15 protein-coding genes are annotated in these 21,185 nt (G+C 46.0%); 8 read left to right on the top strand and 7 right to left on the bottom strand.

Annotation, left to right across the window (positions count from 1 at the left end):
- Positions 1 to 69: 69 nt before the first annotated feature.
- Together ACO0LH_RS16505 and ACO0LH_RS16500 are read right to left on the bottom strand one after the other, a co-directional pair.
- Entirely contained in the window at positions 70 to 2,004 is a 1,935-nt protein-coding gene (locus tag ACO0LH_RS16505; RefSeq protein WP_422942208.1) for an alpha/beta hydrolase family protein, read from the bottom strand.
- A 195-nt stretch (positions 2,005 to 2,199) separates the two neighbouring features.
- Positions 2,200 to 5,076 (bottom strand): TonB-dependent receptor domain-containing protein, encoded by a 2,877-nt coding sequence (locus ACO0LH_RS16500; protein ID WP_422942207.1) that lies wholly within the window; start codon positions 5,074 to 5,076, stop codon positions 2,200 to 2,202.
- 615 nt (positions 5,077 to 5,691) lie between these two features.
- Between ACO0LH_RS16500 and ACO0LH_RS16495 the strand changes: the two genes are divergently transcribed.
- The 3 genes from ACO0LH_RS16495 to ACO0LH_RS16485 all read left to right on the top strand — a co-directional run bounded on the left by ACO0LH_RS16495 (position 5,692) and on the right by ACO0LH_RS16485 (position 13,826).
- Positions 5,692 to 8,337, top strand: a complete 2,646-nt coding sequence (locus tag ACO0LH_RS16495) for a zinc-dependent metalloprotease (RefSeq protein ID WP_422942206.1) — start codon at positions 5,692 to 5,694, stop codon at positions 8,335 to 8,337.
- Positions 8,338 to 8,933: 596 nt separating this feature from the next.
- Entirely contained in the window at positions 8,934 to 11,684 is a 2,751-nt protein-coding gene (locus ACO0LH_RS16490) for a TonB-dependent receptor (protein WP_422942205.1), read from the top strand.
- Positions 11,685 to 11,804: 120 nt separating this feature from the next.
- Positions 11,805 to 13,826: a S9 family peptidase gene (locus ACO0LH_RS16485; RefSeq protein WP_422942204.1), complete on the top strand. Its 2,022-nt coding sequence runs from the start codon at positions 11,805 to 11,807 to the stop codon at positions 13,824 to 13,826.
- Positions 13,827 to 14,066: 240 nt separating this feature from the next.
- Here the strand turns inward: ACO0LH_RS16485 and ACO0LH_RS16480 are convergent, their stop codons facing one another.
- Together ACO0LH_RS16480 and ACO0LH_RS16475 are read right to left on the bottom strand one after the other, a co-directional pair.
- Positions 14,067 to 14,378: a DDE-type integrase/transposase/recombinase gene (locus tag ACO0LH_RS16480; RefSeq protein ID WP_422942257.1), complete on the bottom strand. Its 312-nt coding sequence runs from the start codon at positions 14,376 to 14,378 to the stop codon at positions 14,067 to 14,069.
- A gap of 593 nt (positions 14,379 to 14,971) precedes the next feature.
- On the bottom strand, positions 14,972 to 15,106 hold the full coding sequence (locus ACO0LH_RS16475) for a hypothetical protein (protein WP_422942203.1): 135 nt from the start codon (positions 15,104 to 15,106) through the stop codon (positions 14,972 to 14,974).
- A 565-nt stretch (positions 15,107 to 15,671) separates the two neighbouring features.
- Between ACO0LH_RS16475 and ACO0LH_RS16470 the strand changes: the two genes are divergently transcribed.
- Genes ACO0LH_RS16470 through ACO0LH_RS16455 form a run of 4 tightly spaced genes read left to right on the top strand, consistent with a single transcriptional unit; the run spans position 15,672 to position 16,634 of the window.
- The gene (locus ACO0LH_RS16470) at positions 15,672 to 15,890 is read left to right on the top strand and encodes a hypothetical protein (protein ID WP_422942202.1); all 219 of its coding nucleotides are present in this window, start codon (positions 15,672 to 15,674) and stop codon (positions 15,888 to 15,890) included.
- An 18-nt stretch (positions 15,891 to 15,908) separates the two neighbouring features.
- Positions 15,909 to 16,130 carry a hypothetical protein gene (locus ACO0LH_RS16465; protein WP_422942201.1) on the top strand — a complete coding sequence of 74 codons (222 nt, stop codon included), beginning with the start codon at positions 15,909 to 15,911 and terminating at the stop codon, positions 16,128 to 16,130.
- 16 nt (positions 16,131 to 16,146) lie between these two features.
- Positions 16,147 to 16,401 (top strand): hypothetical protein, encoded by a 255-nt coding sequence (locus ACO0LH_RS16460; RefSeq protein ID WP_422942200.1) that lies wholly within the window; start codon positions 16,147 to 16,149, stop codon positions 16,399 to 16,401.
- An 11-nt stretch (positions 16,402 to 16,412) separates the two neighbouring features.
- Positions 16,413 to 16,634, top strand: a complete 222-nt coding sequence (locus ACO0LH_RS16455; RefSeq protein WP_422942199.1) for a hypothetical protein — start codon at positions 16,413 to 16,415, stop codon at positions 16,632 to 16,634.
- Between the two features lie 120 nt (positions 16,635 to 16,754).
- Here ACO0LH_RS16455 and ACO0LH_RS16450 read toward each other — a convergent pair whose 3' ends face one another.
- Together ACO0LH_RS16450 and ACO0LH_RS16445 are read right to left on the bottom strand one after the other, a co-directional pair.
- Complete coding sequence (locus ACO0LH_RS16450; protein WP_422942198.1) at positions 16,755 to 18,902, bottom strand: peptidase domain-containing ABC transporter; 2,148 nt, start codon at positions 18,900 to 18,902, stop codon at positions 16,755 to 16,757.
- A gap of 49 nt (positions 18,903 to 18,951) precedes the next feature.
- Positions 18,952 to 20,280, bottom strand: a complete 1,329-nt coding sequence (locus ACO0LH_RS16445) for an HlyD family secretion protein (protein WP_422942197.1) — start codon at positions 20,278 to 20,280, stop codon at positions 18,952 to 18,954.
- Positions 20,281 to 20,673: 393 nt separating this feature from the next.
- On the opposite strand from ACO0LH_RS16445, the gene ACO0LH_RS16440 reads away from it, so the two are divergent.
- Positions 20,674 to 20,826, top strand: a complete 153-nt coding sequence (locus ACO0LH_RS16440) for a hypothetical protein (protein WP_422942196.1) — start codon at positions 20,674 to 20,676, stop codon at positions 20,824 to 20,826.
- Positions 20,827 to 20,964: 138 nt separating this feature from the next.
- Here ACO0LH_RS16440 and ACO0LH_RS16435 read toward each other — a convergent pair whose 3' ends face one another.
- Positions 20,965 to 21,165 (bottom strand): ATP-binding protein, encoded by a 201-nt coding sequence (locus tag ACO0LH_RS16435; protein ID WP_422942256.1) that lies wholly within the window; start codon positions 21,163 to 21,165, stop codon positions 20,965 to 20,967.
- Positions 21,166 to 21,185 lie beyond the last annotated feature (20 nt).

The raw sequence follows: 21,185 nt of genomic DNA, 5'->3' as shown, positions 1-21,185 counted from the left end.
ACCACGCATTTGATTGCGTGGTTTTTTATTGATAGCCGTTATAGCTATGCACAACAATGAAAAGCTGGCTTATTTCACTGCCGTGTTTTCATCCAGGAATTTTTCTACCCTGGTCCAGAAGTCGACATTGTTTTTCAACAGACGCCAGCCGTGTGCTTCTTCTGGATAAACTATCCATTCGACTTTGGAATTATGCCCCTTGATGGCATCATAAAATTTCGTGCCGTGCACTAGAGGAACACGGACATCGGCCCCGCCATAAGCGAGTATCAGCGGATTTTTAAGGCGTGAAGCTTGCTGCAATGGCGAAGTCTGTTTCAATTGCTCGGCATCTTTTTGCTGATCGCCAATGAGCTTGGGCATGCCGAATTTTGTCCAGGCATTCCCTGCGGTATCGCTCCATGAAACGTCATACAGTAAATTGATATCTGATACACCCACCCAGCTAATGCCGCAGCGATATAAGTCGGGGTCTTTGATCAAGCCCATCAGGACAGCATAACCACCATAGCTCGCACCAGCGATGCAGACGCGTTTGGGGTCGGCATAGCCTTGTTTTACTGCCCATTCCCTGGCGTCAGCCAAATCGTCCTGCATGGCAAGACCCCATTGTTTCCAGCCAGCTTCATACAGTTTTTTTCCGTAGCCTGTGCTGCCGCGGAAATCAGGTTCTATCACCGCATAACCGCGGGAAGCCAGAAACTGCACGGCAGGGGTCCAGCCCCAATGACCACCCCGGAGAAATGGGCCACCGTGCACCATGACAACCAGAGGCAGGTTTTTTGCGGGGCGCCCTTTGGGCAAGGTGATGTAGGCGGGAATTTCCAGGCCATCACGGGCTTTGTATCTGACGAAATCGCGATATGCCATTTTGGCTGGATCAATATCGGGATTGACTTCACCCAGCGGCGTTATTTTCGAAGTGCTTGTATTGAACAAGAAAAAATTACCGGGATGCGTATCTGAAAATGATCTGACTAGCCGGATGTCGGAATCTGTCGCTTTCCCCTTATCGACGAAATTCACCATATTCGGTAGCAGGGCATCAATTTGACTCTGTATTTTTTTGTCTTGTTCATTGAGCCACACTGTCGCAGGCGCATCAGTTTCGTAGCGTATGCCAGCAAGCTTGTTTTGCTTATTATCAAACAGGATTTTACCGTCAAAATCAAAGCCATTTAGCGCCAGCAAAGGCGTTGGATCCAGTGATTTTGTTTTGGTATCGTAGCGATAAAGTGCAGCAGTGTCTTTGCCATTGCGGGTAGTGACGAACAGTTCGCCCGTCGGGCTGATAAAGATCGGGGTGAACCCATCTTCGATGGTTTCATCAAATTTATTTAATAATATCCATTCGGCTGTTTTATTTTCTTTGTAGTAAGTACTGGTGATTCTATCTTTGCTGGCGACAGCGACACGCACTTGCCCTGATTGATCAAACAAGAAGTCTCCAGAATTGGGAGGAACTGCAACTATTTCAGTTTGTCCTGATTTGGTATTGAGCCGGAATAGATTGGTGCCTGGATTGACGCGCTCGCTCGAATCCTGTCCTACATATATATCGTCAGAGTTGTCAGTGCCAGTCGTGCTGATAAATTGCATTTTGGCCGAGAGCATGCGAAATTTTGGTGGAGCTCTGCTTATAAAACGATCAATTAACTGGCGCGAATTTTTCCCATCTTTATCTATGGCAAATAGTCCTGCCCCGGATTGCGTCTCGCCAACACCTGTAGCCTTATCTGAAATCCCGTAGACCAGACGGTCATTGTTCACCCAATGAAAAAAGACCACGTCCAGATTACTGTAACGTGCGATAGGTGTTGGTGTGGCACCAGCTTGCGCATTCATCACCACCAGCATCGTACGGTTGTTGCTATCTGCCGCCAGGAAGGCGATTGATTCTGCATTGGGTGATAATTGTGCGTCACTGAATTGAGCGCCCTTAAAAAAGCTTTCAACGGGAACGGGCGTTTCTTTGGCATGAGCGACATCCATTATTAACAACATGGATGACAAGATAAGAATGAAATTAACAACGGCTTGTTTAAGCTTAGGACAGGTTGATCGCATAGGTACTCCAGACTCGATTCATATCAAATATAAAGTTAGGACTGGAAGAAAAAACGCCCCGGTATTTCCGGGGCGTTTTTTAATCCAGCAAAGCGAAGCAAACAGGCTGCATTTGCTTCTTGTCTCAGCTTATTACCAGAACTTGTAGTTCGCGGTAACAGTGAAATAACGACCCAGTGGGTTGTGCAGTGACTGGTTATAGCCAACTGTACCTGCGCCCGGATCATACGGTGCTTTGGAATCGAACAGATTCTGGATGTTGCCGCTGATGGACAGGTTTTTGATGCCAGTATACGTATAGTTGACGTCAATCGTTGTCCAACTTGCAATCTTACAATCCATATTGTAGTTGCTGTACTTAGCCAAACCACCGAGGCTATACGCTGTGGATGGTTGACCTGTACCGTAGTAGCAATATGGTACTGGGTATTCAACATTGCCATCGTAACGACGCAGGTAAGAAACTGAATCAACAAAGTTGATCGCGCCACTTACTGCATGCGGGCCGTTAGTCCATGATGAACTCAAAGATGCTTTCAGCTTTGGAATTGCACTCTTACTCAATGCCCAGTTAGTGATATTGGTAACGCCGCCTACCACGTTGTACTCTGCATCACCAGCTTGCAGTGCACTTCTGTACGAGAAGATATAGTTCAGGTTCAGTTTGGTTGTCAGGTTACCGTTGGCACCCAAAGAAGTGCGCAAGGTGGTATCAATATCCACACCAGTTGTTTCAGTACTACCTTGATTGATGTAAGGTGTAAATACCGAGAACAATGGGCCTGAATTTGGAATCACATTGCCATTGGCATCCTTGACCCATGTACCTGGATTTGTATCGCGAATCACCAGGCCAGGGTATTTGGCTGGGTTTTGAATCACGACGTCTGAACTCAACAACGCAACTTCGCCTTCTTTTCTGATTTTGTAGAAATCCAGAGCGACGTCAAAGTTCTTGGTTGGCGCCAGGATCAAACCGAAGCTCAAGCTCTTGGATGTTTCTGGTTTCAGATCTGGACTGGAACCGGCAACACCAGAAATGCTCTTGCTGCAATCTGACTGATCAGCACCCGTTACCGCTGTTACGCCATCTGGGCAACGGATAGGATCGGCTGTCGTGGTGAAGTACTGTGTACCACCTTTAACAACCTGATTCAATGCCGGTGCACGGAAACCTTCTGCATAGGTACCACGGAAAGAAATGCTGTCGTTCGGTGTCCATTTAGCACCAACTTTTGGTACGAAAGAACCTTTCAGATTTGGATATTTGTCGTAACGACCAGCGAAATCCATTTCGAAAGTTTTAGTGAATGGTGTACGCAATTCGACGAAAGCTGAGCTGACATTACGCTCACCTGTCAGGAACTGATTGACCAGGCCGAGAACATTACCGCTTGAAGTAGCAGGGTCAGGCGTCAATTGCATTTTTTCTTTGCGCAATTCAAAACCTGTCGCCAGACCAATGCCGCCACCGGACAATTGTCCGATTTCAGTACTGCCTTTGGCATCCCACTGGGTAATTTCAGAGGAATTGTGATTGACCAGAGGGCGGCTGACATTAGGGTCAGCAGCTACTTGGGCAAGCGTTTTATTTTGCGTGATCAGTTTTTGAACTGCGTCCAGCTGGATAAAGCCATTCAGCGTTTCTTCGCGCTTGACTTTGTTCCACAGAATCGCTGTTTCCCAATCCCAGTTGAAATTGCTGCCTTTGATGCCGGCTACAGCACGTGCTGCATCATTTTCATTTTTGGAGCCGCCTGGAATATTTTCAAAGCGGTAGACAACAGCAGCCCGTGAAGTCGGGAACGGATTGTCAGGATGGCCGACAGGCAAAATTGCCTGGAAGCTGGCAGCTGCGCCCAGTTGTGGGAATGCAGATGCTGCTGTACGTCCATCGATACTACGTGATACGCCTGTGTATTTACGTTCTGTTCTGGAGTAAGCAAATTCACCAAATGCGCTGATGTTATCGTTAATACGCAATTGGCCGCGTGTCAGGAAGTTGATGTCCTGTGCTGCGCCTTGCGATTCGAGGAACTGGTTGCCGTTGTAGTTACAGAATGTACGGCCTGTCAGGTAGCTCGTTGCAGCCAGATTGTACTGGGGGCCGCCAACCAACTGCTGGGACGTTGGGCAATTCAGCGTGTTCACAATGTTGGCATTAGGGAACGCGCCACTGGTGAAGAAGGAATTACTGCCTGGTGAACGTTCTCTGAAGAAAATCGGGCTGGCGCTGATGGCACTATAGTACGGGATCAATGTTGCATTGACGTCCTGGTAAATACCTCTTTCCCAGGCAGTCGCATCTTGCAGTTTGGTGCTGTCGCGCTTGGAAACGTCGATTGTCGCAAAAATGTTGTAGCCGTCGTTGGCGAAGTTACCGATGCCGCCGAAAATATTGGCTTTTTTACGGCCAAACTGGCTGTGGGCATCAGACGAACCGGAAACAGAACCTTCGAAACCTTGGTAATCTTGTTTGGTGATGAAGTTAATTACACCTGCGATCGCGTCGGAACCATACACTGCGGATGCGCCATCTTTGAAGATCTCAATACGTTCCAGCGCAGAAACAGGGATGGAATTCAGATCATACAGTGTGGACTGGCCATCATTCGGATTGGCGTAAGCTGCTGGCGTCATGCGACGGCCATTCAACAAAATCAGTGTGGACGAAGAACCCAGGCCACGCAAAGATGCAGTTGCCACACCTTTGGAGAAGCCACCGTCAACGTTATCAAGCGCACCGCCTGTACCGATGGCAGGTACTTTTTTCAGCAGATCGGCAACGGTTGCAGCGCCGCTTTCACGGATTTCTTTTGATGTAATAACTTGAACTGGCGACGTACCTTCTTTGTCCGTGCGCTTGATGTTAGAGCCGGTAATTTCGATACGTTGTGGAGCTACTGTCTCTGTCTGAGCGTGGGCATATCCCCCGATCAGCATGGAGCCAGCAATTACGCTTAGAGCAAGGCGTACTGACTGTACGCCAGGTTTTTCTTTAAATTTCATTCTTATTCCCTCTTTATTGATAGACCAGATGCAATCGGGTGCCGGATCTTTTTTGGCAGTTAGGGTGATGCTTCAAAAATTTTGTAAATTTTTAAACTTACCTGGGCTGCGGTCTGATGAGATTTCGCCAAATCTTCCGTTTCTAAAATTACGCGCGAGAAATGAAAGCCAAGCAATCAAACAGAACTTTATTATGTAAATAAAATACCGATATGGGAAAGCATTTGTTACGTATTTTTAACGCATTGTTGTTTCATAGCGACACGAAATGAAAATTTAATTTCTAAATTTACAGAAAATGATGATTTTGTGACTTTTTTGTAAATTCACTTAATTGCATATAAATTTCAGTAATAAGCTTATAAAAAATGCGAAATAAGTCTAATTTGCTGTTAATTTCATTAAATGAGAAAATTTAAATTGTTTAATTAAAAACTATTTTGCACGAAAAAATGCGAAAAAATTTTCAAATTGGACGATTTCTGTAAAAATCGGCACTTCAGAAGGTTCCTGCAACTTGTAAGAACTTGTAACGAAAAACGTGGTCTAGAGAAATGGTGAAACTTCACATTGGCAGCTTGTGATTGTTTCTTTTTAAATTAACAAGGATTGATTATGAATTCGTCAAAAGAAGTGCATTTTAAGAAAAAGACACTACTCCTTTTGTTGTGTGCCTTAAATGGAGTCGCTTTCGCGCAGACGCCACCAGCAACACCGGCTGCTGTACCTGTCGCCAATGGCAATGCTGCCGTGGCCTCGACTTCGGCACCGCCCCCTGCGCCAGCCGCATCGCCATTGAAACCATTTAAAGAAATCATTAAAGATGCGAAAGAGCACAAGGGCTTCTTTACCTTGTACCAAAAAGATGAAAAAGTCTGGATGGAAATCCGACCTGAGCAATTTGACAAGCCTTTCCTGTTTTCTTATAACATCCCCAGCAGCATAGGTGAGCGTGGCCTGTACGGCAGCCAGATGGGGCATGGCTATCAGGCCGTATTCAAGAGAATCGGTAACCAGATTCAATTGCTGGCCAAAAATACCGAGTTCTATGCCACACCGGGAACGCCACAGGCGCAGGCCGTCGCTCAGGCGTTTTCAGACAGTCTGCTGGGCAGCGCTGTTGTCTTGAGTGCTCCTAATGCCGAATCCAAAGGTATTCTGATTGATGCCAGTGCCTTGTTGTTCTCTGACATTCCCGGTTACTCGACGCGTCTGGAGTCGGCCTACCGTATGGCTTACTCCATTGACCGGGCCAACACCAGTTTCGCCAAACTGAATGTGGATGAGTCTTTGTCCGGCTTGCTGGTCAGTACCCATTTCTTTGTACCGCGTATTGCCGCTGCGCCGATGGTGCCCAGCCCGGTACCTATGCCATCTCCACCACAAACCACGCCTGACCCACGTAGTTTCTTTGTCGGCTTCTATTACAATTTCTCAGAATTGCCGAAAGAAGTGATGGTTCCACGTCTGGCTGACGACAGGCTGGGGCATTTTGTCACGACCAGTTTCGACTTCACTGACGATATCAAACCGAAGAATTCCCGTCATTTTGTCAATCGCTGGAGACTGGAAAAGAAAGATCCAACAGCTGCCTTGTCTGAACCTAAACAGCCTATCGTTTACTGGCTGGATAAAAACGTACCAGAAAAATACCGCAAGGCTGTTACTGAAGGCATTCTTGAATGGAACAAGGCATTCGAAAAGATCGGCTTCAAAAACGCCGTGGTTGCCAAACAGCAGTTGGAAAGTGACACCTTTGACACGATGGACTCGCGCCATGCCTCGATACGCTGGTTCGTCGGCGCCGACGTAGGCTTTGCGATTGGCCCATCCCGGGTGGATGACCGCAGTGGTGAAATTCTGGATGCAGATATTGGCATGTCCGACGTGTTTGCCCGTGGTGCCCGCCGCATGATCGGGGAAGACATGCAGCCAACAGCCAGCCATCAACATGGTGGGGACTGTGATTTTGCTCACGAAGCAGCGATGGAGATGGGTTTTGCCATGGATTTGCTGGATGCCCGCGGCGAGATGGATATGGATAGCCCCAAGGCCGAAGCGCTGGCTCAGGCATATGTCAAAGATGTCATCATGCATGAAGTAGGGCACACGCTGGGTTTGCGTCATAACTTCCGTTCGTCCACCATATATACGCTCAAGCAATTGCAGGACCCGGCGTTCACCAAGGCCAACGGCATGGCCGGGTCGGTCATGGATTACATCCCGTTCAACCTCGCTACCAAAGGTGAACCACAGGGTGAATACGTAATGTCTTCACTGGGCCCTTATGATTACTGGGCGATCGAATATGCATACAAGCCGATTGATGCTGAAAAGGAAAAAGACGAGCTGACCCGTATCGCCTCACGTTCAACCGAGCCTTTGCTGGCGTATGGTACCGATGAAGATTCCATGGGCATCATGGTATCCGACCCTGACGTTAACGTATTCGATCTTGGTTCTGACCCGCTGACCTATATACAGAAGCGCCTGACCATCTCACGTGAATTGTGGGACAGGTTGCAAACGCGTCAGTTGAAAGCGGGCGACAGCTATGAAACCCTGCGCCGCAGCTTTGAATATGGCTTTGGTCAGTTTGCCCGTACAGTGCCACTGGCAACCAAGTTTGTCGGTGGTACTACCTTCCTGCGCGACCATGCGGGTACTGGCCGCGCCACCTTTACACCGGTACCGGTAGAACGTCAACGTCTGGCATTGAAACTGGTTTCCGACAGCTTATTTACTGCCAAGAGCTTTACATTCACGCCGGAATTCCTGAGTCGCCTGGGTGTCGATCATTTTCAGCGCAATAGCCGTAATGACATTTCCATTTCTGCCCGCCTGTTGAGCTTGCAAACAGGGGCGCTGGATCAACTGATGTCAGATGTCGTGGCGTTGCGCCTGCTGAATACGGCAGAAAAACTGCGTGATCCGAAGAAAGTGTTGTCGCTGCATGAACTGTATGGCAGCCTGCAATCTACTATCTGGAGCGAGCTGTCCAGCGGTGGCGAGATCACGGCAGCACGCCGCAATTTGCAGCGTGAACATCTGAAGCGCCTGTCGAATGCCTTGTTAAGGCCATCTGCAACAGCGCCAGCCGATGCACGCAGCTTGCAAAGAGAGCAGGCAAATCAGTTGTTGGCTTCAATCCGTGGTGCAGTTGGCAAGCCAATGAGTGCAGAATCACGCGCCCATTTGTCTGAAAGCCAGGCGACGCTGAATGAAGTATTGAAAGCTTCGCTGATCAGGGCCGGTGTGTAATGTTGTAGATAAATTAATTTAAAAGTCCTGAGCGGTCATCAGAAGACAGATTAAGGACTGGCCAGAGACTGATTTTTAAAACCTGAAGCAATGTTGAAAAGCCCCCGTACCTGGTACGGGGGTTTTTTTATTGGGCTCAGCGAACTCAAGATATGTGTCCGGCAAGTCTGACAAGTGAGCGTTTTACGCGAAAGTAAACGAAGCTGGGATTCATCACAAAAACAACAACGGCAAATATATTTGTAATATTGTTTAAATATAAATTTATATAAACTTAATTTTGGCAAGTTCAGAAATTCCATAAAAAACCTTTTTTGTTCAGATGTATTCAGAACAATATTCCCAAATTGCCTTGCCCCATCATTTTCCCTTATGGGCTCATTAAGAAAAACTAAACAAGTTACATTATGTAACAGTTCATAATCGGCTTTCTTTCAAAAGCTAGTTTGGTTTGCATTCGAATTTGCCCAGCAATTACAGGGGGAGACATCTGTATGAAACGGCATGATTCGAACACTGGATTCATAGAAATTGGCAGCTGAACATTTTGAAAGAGCACGCGCTTGCATTGAAAAATTAAAACAGAAAGGTAATTCATGAAGCTGAGTCGTCTCGCAATTGCAATGTCCAGCATAGGCTTGTTTTCCATAGCCACTGGCGCATTAGCCCAGGTAACTACCTCGCAAGAGGAAGAGAAAAAAACCGAAAAAGTCCAAAAAGTTGAAGTAACTGGTTCCAAAATTAAACGCATTAATTTGGAAACTGCTTCACCTGTACAGATCATCAGTCGTGATGAAATAGTACGTGGCGGTGCAACGTCCCTGACCGATGTGCTCAAGACTATTTCTGCCAATAATGGTGGTATTGATGAAAACCGCACCAATGGATTTACTGCTGGTGCCTCCGGTTTGAATCTGCGTGGTATCGGTAGTCAGGCAACATTGGTACTGATCAATGGCCGCCGACTGGCTGCTTATGCACAACCTGAATACCAGACTACCTTCGTCGATTTGAATTCGGTACCTATCGGTGCGGTTGAACGCATTGAAATCTTGAAAGATGGCGCCTCGGCCATCTATGGTTCCGAAGCGATGGCTGGCGTAGTGAACATTATCTTGCGTGACAACTACCAAGGTGCAGAAATCGCAGGCTCCATGGCTGAGTCGCAAAGACATGACGGCCAGGAAGCCCGCACTTCATTGAGCTATGGTTTTGGTAGCCTTGTCGAAGATCATTACAATGTATATGCGACTCTGGATATACGTCAGCGCAAGCCGATGTTCATCAGCAAACGTGACGGCTATCTGAGCACGGAAGACCTGCGCCCTTACGGTTATAAGGATAACCGTTCACTGTATACTTTCCCTGGCAATATTTATTGGACAGACAAGGCGACGGGCAAGTTTGTTTCGCGCTCGCTGGACAAAAATTGCCCGGCCAATAATCTGGTACCTGCCGCCAACTTCTTTGGTGTCGGCACACTAGGCACAGCCTGTGTGTTTGATGACCTGAAAGATGCTTCAGTTAATTCTGGCGGTAAAACTGACCGTGTCGGCCTGACCAGTCGTGGTACATGGCAAATCAATGCCGATACCAGCGCTTTTGCTGAAGTCATGTACAACCAGAACAAGGCATCTGTGACAGGTTTGCCGCACTGGTTTGCTGGTCAGAATGGCCTCGATACCGGCCCCCTGCCAATTACCCATCCTCAATATCCGCAAGAGTTGATCGACCCGGTCACTGGCAAGACACTGGCTGGAGGTAATGGCACAGTTCGGGTCCGAGCTTCTCTGAAAGATTTCCCAGGGCAGGGTTTGGAGAATACAACTGATTTTGGTCGGTACCTGGCTGGTTTGAAAGGTAGCTATTCGAAGTGGGATTGGGAAACTGCTGTGATGTACAACACCAGCAAAGTGGTGTCAAAAGCGACTGCCGGCCTGCTGGAAACGCCATTCGTACAAGCTTATAATAATGGTACTTTCCTGTTTGGCAGTTCGGCACAAAATGCCGACCTGTACAAGAAGATCGTGACTGACTCAGCTGACAATTTCAAGTCTGGCATGTATATGTGGGATGCCAAGGTATCCGGTGAATTGATGCAGTTGCCAGCAGGCCCGTTGTCTATTGCAGTCGGTACTGAAGCACGTCGCGAAACACTGGATGTCAATCCTTCCCAGTTGTCTGTTGACGGTGAGTTGTATCACCGGGCTCAGTCGCAGCCAGGGTATTCCCGTGCCCGTAATATCGCATCTGCCTATGCTGAATTGTCGATACCCATCCTCAAGTCACTCGAAGGCCAGGTTGCTGCGCGCTATGACCGTTATTCCGATTATGGCAATTCGACGACACCCAAAGTCGGCTTGAAATGGAATGTTGATCCTACCTTGCTGGTACGCGGTACTTACGCAACCGGCTTCCGTGCACCGACACTGGTAGAAAACTCTACACAAATCCTGAAGGCTTTCCTGTCATATCGTGACCCTGATCGTTGTAACGATCAATTCAAGAACGGTTGCCAATGGAGCAGTTCGTATGAAAGTGGTTCCAACCCCAACCTGAAGCCAGAGACTGCCGATAGCTTTACCCTTGGTCTGGTATGGGAGCCGACTTCATGGCTAAATGCCAGTCTGGATTTCTGGCAAATCAAACGCAAGGATGAAATTTCCACTTATGACCTGACGACCGTATTGGCCAATCCTGGTCGCTATGCCGGCAACCCTGCGGCGGTCATTACCCGTGACCCTTTGTCGGCTGCGGACAAGGCTGCTGGTGCAACCGCCGGGGAGATCACCAATGTCAGGTTGTTGCTGACCAATGTGGCGATTACCCAGGTGCGCGGTATTGATCTGGACGTGAATGCGAAGTTTAATCTGGGTGAATATGGTCGTATCACACCGAATGTGAAAGTAACTTACAACCATTCCTACAAGACCGCACCATCGCCAGAAGCTGACACGATAGAATATGCGGGCTCACGCAATTCGCCGCGTGTTCAGGCAACAGCAGGTATCGCGTGGGAAAAGGCAGCATGGAAAGCATCCCTGGATGCCGTACATATCGGTCATATGTCTTCTAATCCTGACTTCACACAACCATGCGTGTTTGCAACTCAGGGCTATCCTGAACTGTGTAAGGATATTCCTTCTTTTACTACCTTTAATCTGGGTGGCAGCTATTCTGGTCTGGTCAAGGATCTCAAGATCAGTTTTGCTGTCAGAAACGTGCTTGACCGCATGGCACCGTTTGCACCAAGTGCTACTTCTGCACAAGCCGTGGCAGCGCTCACGGGTTTGCATGACGTGGTAGGTCGTTACTTCCAGGTCAGTTTTGAATATAAATTCAAATAATTTTTGAGCTGATCAATGCCGGAATTCAAGGTCAATATATCCTGGATTCCGGCATTTTTTTATCCGCCGCACAACGTGCATAAAGATGAAGTAAAGACGCAACAGAGGGAGACAATTAACGTGAAAAAAAATTTTAACAAAGTAGTTATCACTGGTTTACTGGCAATAACAGGCGCTATCAGTTTGCCTGCGTATGCAGATAAATCCATACCAGTAGCCGATTTTTTTAAAAAAGCGCAATTCAACGGGCGCCCGGTCTTATCGCCTGACGGGCAAAGCATGGCCATGCTGGTACCACGTAATGGCCATTTTGTTCTGGCTATTATTAGCCTGGACTCCCGTCAGCTCAAAGTTGTTGCGTCGGATCCTGAAGGCGATATCTTTGACCCTAAATGGGTGAACGGTCAACGCCTGGTATTCAGTCTCCGCCGTGGCAGCGATGTTGTCATGGAAGATGATGATGGCGGCGGACTTTTTGCCGTCAACAGCGATGGCAGCAATTTCCGCAAACTGGCTCCTACGCAGAAAGAAGCCAGAACCGGGAATGTCGCATATAAAGCCTACTCGGTGGTAGGGCGTGTCAGTGATGGCAGCAACGATATGATTGTCGTTAATAACAAGCGTGGTCAGGATGACAAATTAGGTGCTTCAGATATCTTCCGTCTCGATACGGTTTCGGGACGAACAAAGCTGTTGACCTTCGATAATCCTGGCAAGATTAGCGAGTGGATAGTCGATCATAATAACGTTACCCGTGTTGGTGTATCAAATGACGTCGATCCTGCAAACAAACGTATCAAACAAATTGTGTATTACCGTGAGGGCGAAGGTAAGCCCTGGAACGTGATTCATCATGCATATATCGATGAAGGTAAGGAAATACATCCGCTGGGTTTTGATTTTGATAACCAGACTCTATTGGTCGCTGGACGTTTTAACGGGCGCGACAAGATGGCGGTATACGTTTGGGATTTTACTAAACAAACTGTTGGCGAAATGGTGGCAGATCACCCTGATGTTGATGTCGGAAATCCAACTGACTTCATGCCTGCAAAACTTCTCGTAGACCATGAACAAAAAAAATTGATAGGCATATTTGTTGAGGGTTTAAAGTCAGAATATATTTATTTTGATGAGGGGTATGCCAAGTTGTACGCAACGTTAAAAGCAAGTTTTCCAGGGCAAGAAGTGTCATTTATATGGGGAGGAAAAAATGCGGTGGTAACGGTTCGAGGTGACAATAATGTTGGTTCTGTATATTTGTATGATACGGCCAAAAAAACACTGGAGCCGATGTATGTTGCCAAGCCTGAGCTGGAAGGCAAAAAGTTATCGGCCGAGAAAGTCATCAACTATGCAGCCCGTGATGGTTTGAATATTCCCGCCTATCTGACTTTGCCTGAGGGCGTGCCAGCCCGGAATCTGCCATTGGTCGCGTATGTACACGGCGGTCCGCATGCGCGCGATTATTTTGGCTATGACCCTATGACACAAATGCTGGCATCGCGTGGTTATGCCGTTCTGCAACCGCAATTCCGCATGTCTACCGGCTTTGGCTGGAAACATCATACTGCAGGCTGGAAGCAATGGGGCCTCGCCATGCAGGATGACGTCACAGATGGGATTGAAAACCTCGTCAAGCAAGGCATTGTAGACAAGAATCGTGTATGCATCATTGGTGCCAGCTATGGTGGCTATGCGACCATGTATGGTCTGGTAAAAGACCCGGATCTGTACAAATGCGGTGTCAACTGGGTAGGTGTGACCGATGTCAAAATGTTGTTTACGGTGAACTGGTCCGATATGTCCGGCCCCTTCATGGACAATATGGGGGCAAAAATGCACGGTGATCCCAAAACTGATGATGCGTATTTCCACAAATCATCTGCAATAGAAAATGCCAGCAAAATCAAGGCACCTGTATTGATGGCCTATGGTAGTGAAGACATACGGGTACCTTTGATCCATGGTGAAAAAATGCGGGACAAATTGCTGGCGCAAGGTAATACCGTGGAATGGATGGTATTTGCCGGCGAAGGCCACGGCTGGTCGAAGGAGAGTAACAACATCAAATGGGGTGAAGCGGTTTTACGTTTTATCGATAAATACATTGGCGATGCTTCTCCCGCGGCGAAAAAATAAGCGATCAAGTGGTGACAAATAGACGTGTCCATTCCTAAATGGATTGGCAGCTAAAAATGCACTAAGGACGCCCGATGCACCGCATTGGGCGTTTTGTATTGGAGGGTTAATGAGGGCACGTTGTTGTAAATATCGATAGATTGCCTGATCATCTATCCTGCTTCTTTCAGGTTCTTTGGCGTTGAGGGCAAGGATTCACTCTTTAAAACCCTTATTAATATGTTCATCCAGGGAGTTCTGCTAACAATTGCACTCATCTGTCATAGCGTAAGTGATGTTGTGCTTGTGGGTTTGCTGATAATAAGCGGAACAATACTGAATTTCACCATCAGGGTGATGGATCAAAGGTAGCGGGATTTTTCTGATCTTGAGTACTGCTTTGAAGGCACGATTTACTTCTTCGTTCTGCCGGCACACACGCACACAATGTCCAGCGATTTTTCTGGAATCTGCGTCCGTGATCAAGTTCAGATAGATGAATTTCTCTTTGGTCGACGTGTAGCTAATATCTGCCACCCAGACTTGCTCGGGAGGCGATGACTTGTGGGGTATTTGTAAGAGCGGTGATGACGGTGTGTCGTCTTGCGAGAGGCCGGCTTACATGAGCCGTTAGAAATTTTTTTCTCTAACGGCTATGCAGCATTGAATGATCGCTATTTAGAAATGATGAAAACTCACTTCAATAGAATACAATTTATCCGTTAATTGCAATATAAATCGGTGCGCCATTTTTATAGTAAGCACCGTCTGGGCCTATATAACACCCGCTTGTGCTAGTTGCTCCTGACACTTCTTCGATTTCAACCAAGTTCAATTCTTGCATCTTTAGCTCCAAATTTAAAATCACTGAATCATTGTTGTTTCAGTGATTTGGTATAGAAATAAATCATTCTTTAATAGCAATAAATAATATTTAAAACAATATTTATTCATGTCTTTAGATTTTAGTTCACAAGCGTTTTAGCTAATTTCCATGCAATTATTGCCAATGACCATTACGCGGCAGTTTTTCAGCAAACCATATGCTAACGAGGTTTGCTGAATTTGAAACTCAGGAATGGCCATATATTGCAATCGATTTGGGCATAAGCGATATCTTCGCCATAAGCGCAGGCCTGCCAAATAAAATCTCATTTTTGGCGATATCAAAACAAGGGAAATCCTCTTGAGTCAACTGGATTGCCGTTTTTATCAAGGTAAACACCAGAAGGTAAGTTCTCGCGATCTACGATCATACCACCTGAGATAATCTCTAATTCAATTGCGTTTAATTCTTGCATATCGCCTCATCTCAATAATAAAAACATCACAAAATTGTGATGTTTTTATTATTTCAAAAAAATATTTAAGTGTCAATTGTTTAAAGAGAAATAGCATTTTGCCTATTCGATGCAATGGTGTAAACGCTTAAAAATACATAGTTTGAATGTTAATTTATAGACTTACTTCGTTGTTTTAATTGATTATTTTTTTAAAATAAATAAATTATATGCTTTTATTAATTTTTGTAATATAGCAACAATAGATAGGGTGGGCGATAAATTAATTGACATTTTTTAACAAAAATATCAATATAAAAATGTTGCGGTTTTATTAGCAACATTTTTAATTATCAATAGGAGCTTATGTATGTTGGAATTGAATACAGTTGAAATTGAAATTGTTTCTGGCGGAATGGTCGCTGACCCATTGACCTGGCCTTGGTGGGACAATAATGGACCAACTGATAAGCACGGGAATCCACTTTGGAGCTTGTGATTAATCTCAAATAGAATTATTGCTTTGTGTTCAAAGCAATAATTTCGTTTTTGGATTAAAAATTTTGTTTAATATTTCGGAGATATGATGCAAACATTGGATATGCGTGAAATTGATCTTGTTTCTGGTGGCGGAGCGCTGGGTACTGCCATTGGCATGGTTCTTGGAGCTCTTGCCGGTGCTGCAGCGTGTGCCGCGGCAACTCTCCCTACCGGAGGCGCGGCAGCGGTTGGCGTCATTGGTGTTGCTAGTGCAACAGCAACAATCGGCGGCAAAATTGGTAGTGCAATAGAAGATGCGCTTTGATAAGGAATTGGAGATATTATGAACGAACTTAATCAAATTGAAATCGAAGAAGTTTCTGGTGGCGGCTCTTTGGGTGCCCTGGCCGGAGCTTGGGTTGGTGCAGTTATTGGCGCTGCAGCCGTAACTATCGCCGCTGGCGCAACTGGTGGCCTGGCAACGGTTGCCGGCGCACAGGCTGTTACAGGCGGTGCGGCTTTAGGTGCTGCGATAGGTAGTGCAATTCAAGATGTCTTGCAATAATTAAGAAATGGTCCCCATGTCGAGTCAAGAAAATTTATTAATTCGTTGGATTGCATGGGGACTCTTGTGCCTTAACTTTTTTTTATATCTGCTAAACACAAATGCAATTGACGGTAGATTCTATGCCGATTTGTTTTTATATATTGGCGTACTGGCGATAGTTTTTCCTATCGGCTTCAAAGGCACAAAATTCCTTAATTTATATAGCGGCTATATAGTGATGACAGGAGTTATTTCTTTTCTTTTGAGTGTTGCAATACGTCTTTTTTAATATTTATTTTGATGAATAATTTCCGAAAATTTTTCTTTTACTGCATTGAAAATCCTCGTGGATGGCTATTACTAGGTGGTGTGGCAGCTTTGCTCTGGGGAGTACCCATGGCTCTTTTTTTTATAGCTATCTACCCAGAAAAAAGCATAATAAAAATTATTTACATCTCGCTTTTCGGCGGATTCGTTTTTGGAGCATTTTTTTGGATGCTTTTGAAAAGTTTAAGAAAATAGAAATTCTCCCCATTTCGGCATTATTGCAAATCAGTAATTTGACAGTGATTGTTTAGGTTGATCCTGTGTTGCGGCGAAGATGTTTTTGCCAGAAACAGCGTTCAGTCAAGTGTCGATGAATTATGCGACCTTTTTTTCTTTCTCCGCCACTGCTTTGGTGACGTCCTGCACGACCGTTCCTCCTTGCAATACGACCACACGCTCAGCCATTGCGATGGTTTCGGGACGGTGCGCGACAATGATTCGTGTTAATACTAATTGAACAATCGCCGCATTCACAGCTTGTTCATTCCATATATCAAGATGGCTGGTGGCTTCGTCAAGAACCAGTAATTTTGGTTGCTTGTAAAGTGCTCGTGCTAAGAGTATCCGTTGCTTCTGCCCGCCCGATAATCCTGTTCCAATATCGCCAACTAGTGTGTGGTAACCCATAGGCATTATTGCAATTTCGGCGTGCACTGCTGCTTGCTGTGCACAGTACTCTATCCTGTGCTGATCGGGCATTGGGTCGAAGAAACAGATGTTGTCCGCAACAGAACCCGCAAATAACTGATCTTCCTGCATGACAGTGCCTAATAACTGCCGGTAGTTCTGTAAGCCCAGTTGTTTGAGCTGAACACCGCCGACTAAAATTTCTCCTGCTGTCGGTTCTATCAGGCCGAGCATTAATTTGAGCAATGTTGTTTTCCCGCAGCCTGACGGGCCTGTAATAGCGACACATTGTCCAGCAGGTATTTGCAAATTCAGTTCCTTTAAAACGAAGGGTTCACTATCCGAATACCGGAAAGACAAATTCTTTATGTCGATTTGTGGGCTAATTCGCTCCATATCTATTTCCAGTAAGTGCTCATCTTTTTCTGGTTCTGTTAAAACAATATCAGCGACACGTTCGCCATGCAGCTTTAACATGCGTAATTCAAACAGCTTGTCGATCAATGCTGCCAGACGACTACTGAACTGGTCTTTATAGCTGATAAATGCAAACAGCATTCCAACCGAAAAACGAGTATCCAGCACGGCCAGCGCAGCCATCCAGATGACGATCACGCGTTCCGCATTGAACAGCAGGGTATTTGCGGTCTGGTACGATACCGACAAACGCGCAATCCGTAATTCAGCATTGAACTGGTCAGTCAAATTATTCATCCAGCCTGCGCGGCGTTCTTCCACACGGTTAAACAAGCGGATGCTTTGTACGCCGCGCACAGATTCCATAAAATGGGTCTGTTGTTTTGCAGCGTGAATTATTTGTTCGGAATTGGCTTCACGCAAGCGGCGAAAAACACTCCAGCGCAATAGGGCATATAAAACGACTACAACGCAGGACACTGCAGTGAGCTGTGGACTGTACAACAACATCACAATGAGTGTGCCGATAACCATGATTCCGTCAATCATGCCCTCGACGAATTGAGTCGTCAGACTGCGCTGTATGGTTTGAATTGAACCGAAGCGAGAAACGATATCGCCAGTATGACGTTTTTCAAAATACGGTAACGGTAGCCTCATCAAGTGAGCAAAGGTATTGCCTAACCACTGGAAATTCAGGTTCGTTGCCAACACCGTTGTTACCCACGAACGTACTGCGGTAATTGAGGTTTGAACAATAACCAGTAATAAAAATCCCAAGCCCAATACTGTAACGAGATCCTTATCAGCGGCCAGAAGTGCTTCGTCAACTATCCATTGCATGTAAAACGGTGCGACCAGTGCGCAGACTTGCAAAGCCAAACCCAATAACAGCAATTGCAATAAGCCGCTATTCAAACCAATGACTTGCCCCATTAGTGACATCAGCGAGAATTTTTGCACCTCTTCGGTTTTCTTGAATTCACTGCCAGGGGTAAGCTCGAGCGCTACGCCTGTAAAATGTTTTGCAAATTCTTCCAGCGCCAGCAAACGTTCTCCTACAGCAGGATCAAGAATCACCGCTTGTTTTTTTGAGACACTTTTCAGTACCACAAAATGATTGAGATCCCAGTGCAGAATACAAGGCAACTTCAACTCAGGTAAATGCTCCATATCGAGTTTTAAAGGGCGCGTTTGGAGTCCTAGCCCTTGTGACATTGCCATCAATCCTTTTAGAGTGGCACCTTTCAAAGATACTGAGAAGCGTCGGCGCATGCTCGCCAGGTCAAGCTTATGTCCCCAATAGCTTGATATCATGCATAAACATGCTAAACCACATTCTGCGGCCTCAGTTTGCAATAAATTCGGTAGTTGCGGGCGTCGCCAGAAGCGCAACTCAGGGAAGGATGCGTGAGACATAATATTTTTCAAAGATGTGGAAGGAGACAACTACTCATGTCGTCACGAATTATGTGCGACCAGATATGCTATATATCGGTTCTAGTACCCACTCGTATAAGCGACGTTGTTCAAGGACGATACTGGCATCGACAGACATTCCCGATTTCAGAGGCTGTTGGCGTCCGTAGGCCTTGACAGCTTGTTGGTCAAGTTTGACGCGTATCCGGTATAAAGCTTCATTACTGTTTGCTGATTGCGCGCCTAAAGGTAATTCTTCTGGTCGAAGGGCGTTGCTCGCTACCTCTTTCACAGTCGCTTTATATTGGCCGAATTTTTGATATGGATATGCCTGGTAGCGTAATAAAACCTGCATACCTGGCTGAACAAAACCTGCCGAACGTGAAGGGGCGTAAATTTCAGCTTCCAATTCAGAACCTTCTGGAATCAACGCCGCAATCGCTGAATTTGGAGTTACCGTCTGCCCTACAGCTGCCGTAATGGCAGTGACAGTTCCATTTTGCGGTGCCCGTACGACCAGTTCTCGACGCGCTTCATTTTCAGTTAAATCTTGTTCAATACTGCTTACATTGCGCTGTACCGCCGCGCTGTCTCTTTGAGTTTGTAACCGTAGATCCTTGATATCCGCTTGCGCTGTCGTAAAATCGCGACCATTTGCAGATTTAACGCGAATTAATTCTGCCAAGCGCTGTTGTTGATCAAGAAATTCCGCTTGCTTATCTTGAAGCTGGGCGGCTGAAATATAATTTGTTGCTTGTAGATCGCTATAGCGTTTAAACGCCTGCTCAGCGAGTTGCACGCGCTGTTTCTGTAAAACGATTTGTGCATCGATTTTGCTGATTTCCCCTTCCAGGTCAGATGCTCTCCTTTGCATCGCATCAAGTCGTGCGCGGCTTTGTGCGAGAAGCTGTGCCTGGTCTGCATGAAAGCTGTCACGACGGTTTGTCAGCAGAGAAGAAATCGTTTTCTGTGCATCACCAACAGCAGCACTTCGTTCACTTGATAACACGAACAACACATCTCCCGCACGCACCAGTTGTCCTTCAGTGACATTTTTAGAAAGAATGACACCTGCCTGTGTTGGCAAGACGCGTATGACCCCAAGATTGGGCAATAAAACCCCACTGCATTGGGCTTTGCGAGTAGTACTGAATAATGCAAAGAATGCAATGATTGTCACTGCAATACTTGTAAATAGCATTGTTAGAAAGCGATGACTGACGGGATGTGCCAGAAGGACAGTGCCGTATTTTCGATTGCTGATGTGTTCAATTACCTGACGACGGAATAAGGGTTTTGGTGCAGCCACAGTCGTCGAATTTGGTTCCGTTGAATTATTGCTTTGGTTTGCTTCAAAAGGAGGTTGTTGCTTATTCAAAACTGTCTCACTACAAAAAAATATTGGCTATTTTAACCATGAAAATGGATATTACATTAAAAAGAGAAAATAAAAACAACACTGTTAAAAAAAGTTAAATATTTTCTTTGTGTTGGTAAATTTTTAATTTTTAAAATTCCTTGCAAGCCATAAACAAAAAAAATTGACCGGCATAATTATTGAAGATTGACAGTTGAAATATGTTTTATTTTGATGAGAATCAGGCCAGTTGCTCGCAATGTTAAGAACAAGTTTTCCAGGAAGAGAAGTTCTTTCTATCAGGGGAGAAAAGCCGTGGTGATGGTTCTTGGTGACGACTGTGCAGGTTCTGTTTATTTGTATGAGACGGCCAAAAAACACGGGAACCGCTGTAGGCCCCAAGTCTGAGCTGGAATGCAAGAAGTTATCGGCAAGAAAGTCATCAGCTATGCCGCCTGTGATCGCTGGAATATTCCAACCTATCTTGCTTTGCCTGACGGCATGCCAACCCGGATCTGCCCCTGGTGGCTTAGTTACACCGCAATTTGCATGCGCGGGCTATTCTGATTATGACCGATGGCGCAAATGCTGGTATCGCGCGGTTCCCCTGTTCTGCAACCACAATTTCGCATGTCTACCTGCTTTGACTTTCAGCTATAAGAGATATAACCCAGCAGAAATGATTCTTTGCAGGTCTCTATTGAATCAATTATTAACCAAAGGCAAGCCAAAATAAAAAGCGCTTCCAAGACCAGGCTGGCTTGTGGCACGGATGTTTGATTCATGCAGTTCTAATAGTCTGCGCACAATGGCCAAGCCTAGTCCGAGGTGTACCATATTATCAGTGCAGCCATTCTTGCCGCGATAGTTGGGTTCAAAAATGCGTTCCAATTGTTCATGCGCAATACCAACACCCGTATCGCAGA

It is taken from the genome of Undibacterium sp. TJN19 (assembly GCF_049339485.1).
Lineage (GTDB): Bacteria > Pseudomonadota > Gammaproteobacteria > Burkholderiales > Burkholderiaceae_D > Undibacterium.
This window is presented reverse-complemented; position numbering and strand designations above follow the sequence as displayed.

Coding starts and splice junctions, on each gene's coding strand:
- ACO0LH_RS16505 (WP_422942208.1), bottom strand. CDS start 2,004: ATGTTGTTAATAATGGATGTCGCTCATGCCAAAGAAACGCCCGTTCCC.
- ACO0LH_RS16500 (WP_422942207.1), bottom strand. CDS start 5,076: ATGAAATTTAAAGAAAAACCTGGCGTACAGTCAGTACGCCTTGCTCTA.
- ACO0LH_RS16495 (WP_422942206.1), top strand. CDS start 5,692: ATGAATTCGTCAAAAGAAGTGCATTTTAAGAAAAAGACACTACTCCTT.
- ACO0LH_RS16490 (WP_422942205.1), top strand. CDS start 8,934: ATGAAGCTGAGTCGTCTCGCAATTGCAATGTCCAGCATAGGCTTGTTT.
- ACO0LH_RS16475 (WP_422942203.1), bottom strand. CDS start 15,106: ATGCAAGAATTAAACGCAATTGAATTAGAGATTATCTCAGGTGGTATG.
- ACO0LH_RS16470 (WP_422942202.1), top strand. CDS start 15,672: ATGCAAACATTGGATATGCGTGAAATTGATCTTGTTTCTGGTGGCGGA.
- ACO0LH_RS16465 (WP_422942201.1), top strand. CDS start 15,909: ATGAACGAACTTAATCAAATTGAAATCGAAGAAGTTTCTGGTGGCGGC.
- ACO0LH_RS16460 (WP_422942200.1), top strand. CDS start 16,147: ATGTCGAGTCAAGAAAATTTATTAATTCGTTGGATTGCATGGGGACTC.
- ACO0LH_RS16455 (WP_422942199.1), top strand. CDS start 16,413: ATGAATAATTTCCGAAAATTTTTCTTTTACTGCATTGAAAATCCTCGT.
- ACO0LH_RS16450 (WP_422942198.1), bottom strand. CDS start 18,902: ATGTCTCACGCATCCTTCCCTGAGTTGCGCTTCTGGCGACGCCCGCAA.
- ACO0LH_RS16440 (WP_422942196.1), top strand. CDS start 20,674: ATGCAAGAAGTTATCGGCAAGAAAGTCATCAGCTATGCCGCCTGTGAT.